This window comes from Vibrio sp. Vb1337, assembly GCF_033338715.1.
Classification (GTDB): Bacteria; Pseudomonadota; Gammaproteobacteria; order Enterobacterales; family Vibrionaceae; genus Vibrio; species Vibrio alginolyticus.
Genome location: NZ_JAWOTD010000118.1, coordinates 1 through 1341, shown reverse-complemented (window position 1 = coordinate 1341; position 1341 = coordinate 1). Strand labels below are relative to the sequence as shown.

Annotated in this window: 2 protein-coding genes; both read left to right on the top strand. The window is 45.8% G+C overall.

Features of this window, described 5'->3' with window-relative positions:
* A partial coding sequence (locus tag R7E42_RS24340; protein WP_318073139.1) for a DUF2804 domain-containing protein occupies positions 1 to 386 on the top strand: 386 nt, incomplete at its 5' end.
* An 8-nt stretch (positions 387 to 394) separates the two neighbouring features.
* The gene (locus R7E42_RS24335; protein ID WP_025527075.1) at positions 395 to 1252 is read left to right on the top strand and encodes a sterol desaturase family protein; all 858 of its coding nucleotides are present in this window, start codon (positions 395 to 397) and stop codon (positions 1250 to 1252) included.
* The last annotated feature ends 89 nt before the right edge of the window (positions 1253 to 1341 follow it).

Below are 1341 nucleotides of genomic sequence, written 5' to 3'. Positions count from 1 at the left end.
AAACGAGCTGGCGCTGGGCGAGTGTCAACCATAAAGACGGCGACAAAAGCTTGGGTCTCAACCTCGCCGCTGGCGTAAACGAAACCGGGTTTTGTGAAAATGTACTGTGGGTGGATGGTGAAAGGCATTTGCTTAATCCGGTGCAGTTTCAATTTTCACGTCAGAACCCACGTACGGATTGGCGCATCACCTCCGAAGATGGTTGCGTAGACTTAGTGTTTGAGCCTATCAATCAACGTTCTGAGAAAAAGAACTTCTGGTTTTTGAAAAGTAACTTTCGTCAATATATCGGCCACTTTTCAGGGTTTGTTGTGGATGGCAATGGCAGTAAGCACGAACTAGACGGTGTTGTGGGTTTAACGGAAGATCACTACGCAAAATGGTAGATAAGACAATGGATTGGTCACAAATCATGGAACGACCGGAGCTCTTGCTTATGGCTTTGGCTCCTATCTTTTTTCTCTGCATCGCCGCGGAATACGGTTTGGGACAGCGTCGAGGTAAACTGCCTGACAGCGCACAATATTATTTGCCGGAAGTGGCGTGTAACTTTGTGTTGGCAGGATTACATCAAGCTGCTGATATTTTAACGGGGTTGCTGATTGCGCATTTCTACTTGTGGATGTTTGATTGGCGATTATTTGATATCGAAATGAGTGTATTGACCTTCTTGCTTCTTATGTTGCTGCAAGACTTTTTCTATTACTGGTTCCACCGTGCTAGCCATCGTATTCGTTGGATGTGGGCGGCACATGTGGTGCATCACAGTTCAGAAAGAATGAATTTTAGTACGGCGTTTCGCCAAAGCTTGATGTACCCATTGGCGGGGATGTGGCTGTTCTGGCTACCTTTGGTCATTATTGGTTTTGACCCTAAATGGGTTGTATTCGTGGTGTTGTTGAATCTAGGTTTGCAGTTCTTTGTGCACACGCAGTCGATTCGGTCACTTGGCCCACTGGAGTGGGTATTCAACACGCCGTCTCACCACCGAGTGCATCACGGGATCAATCGTCAATATATTGATAAAAATTACGCAGGCGTTTTGATTATCTGGGATCGAATGTTTGGCACTTTTGAACCAGAAATAGAAACGGTTCGTTATGGCATTTCTAAACCGGTAAACAGCTTCAACCCAATCAAGGTGACGTTTGCAGAATGGAAAGATATGTTCAACGAGGTACGTCGACCAAATTTAACATGGCAACAACGTTGGCGCTGTTTGTTTGCTCCGCCTTCGGATTCAACTGAGTAACTTAGAAAAGAATTTTTTGGGAGTAGATATTGGAGCGGGCAGCGGGAATCGAACCCGCATCATCAGCTTGGAAGGCTGAGGTAATAGCC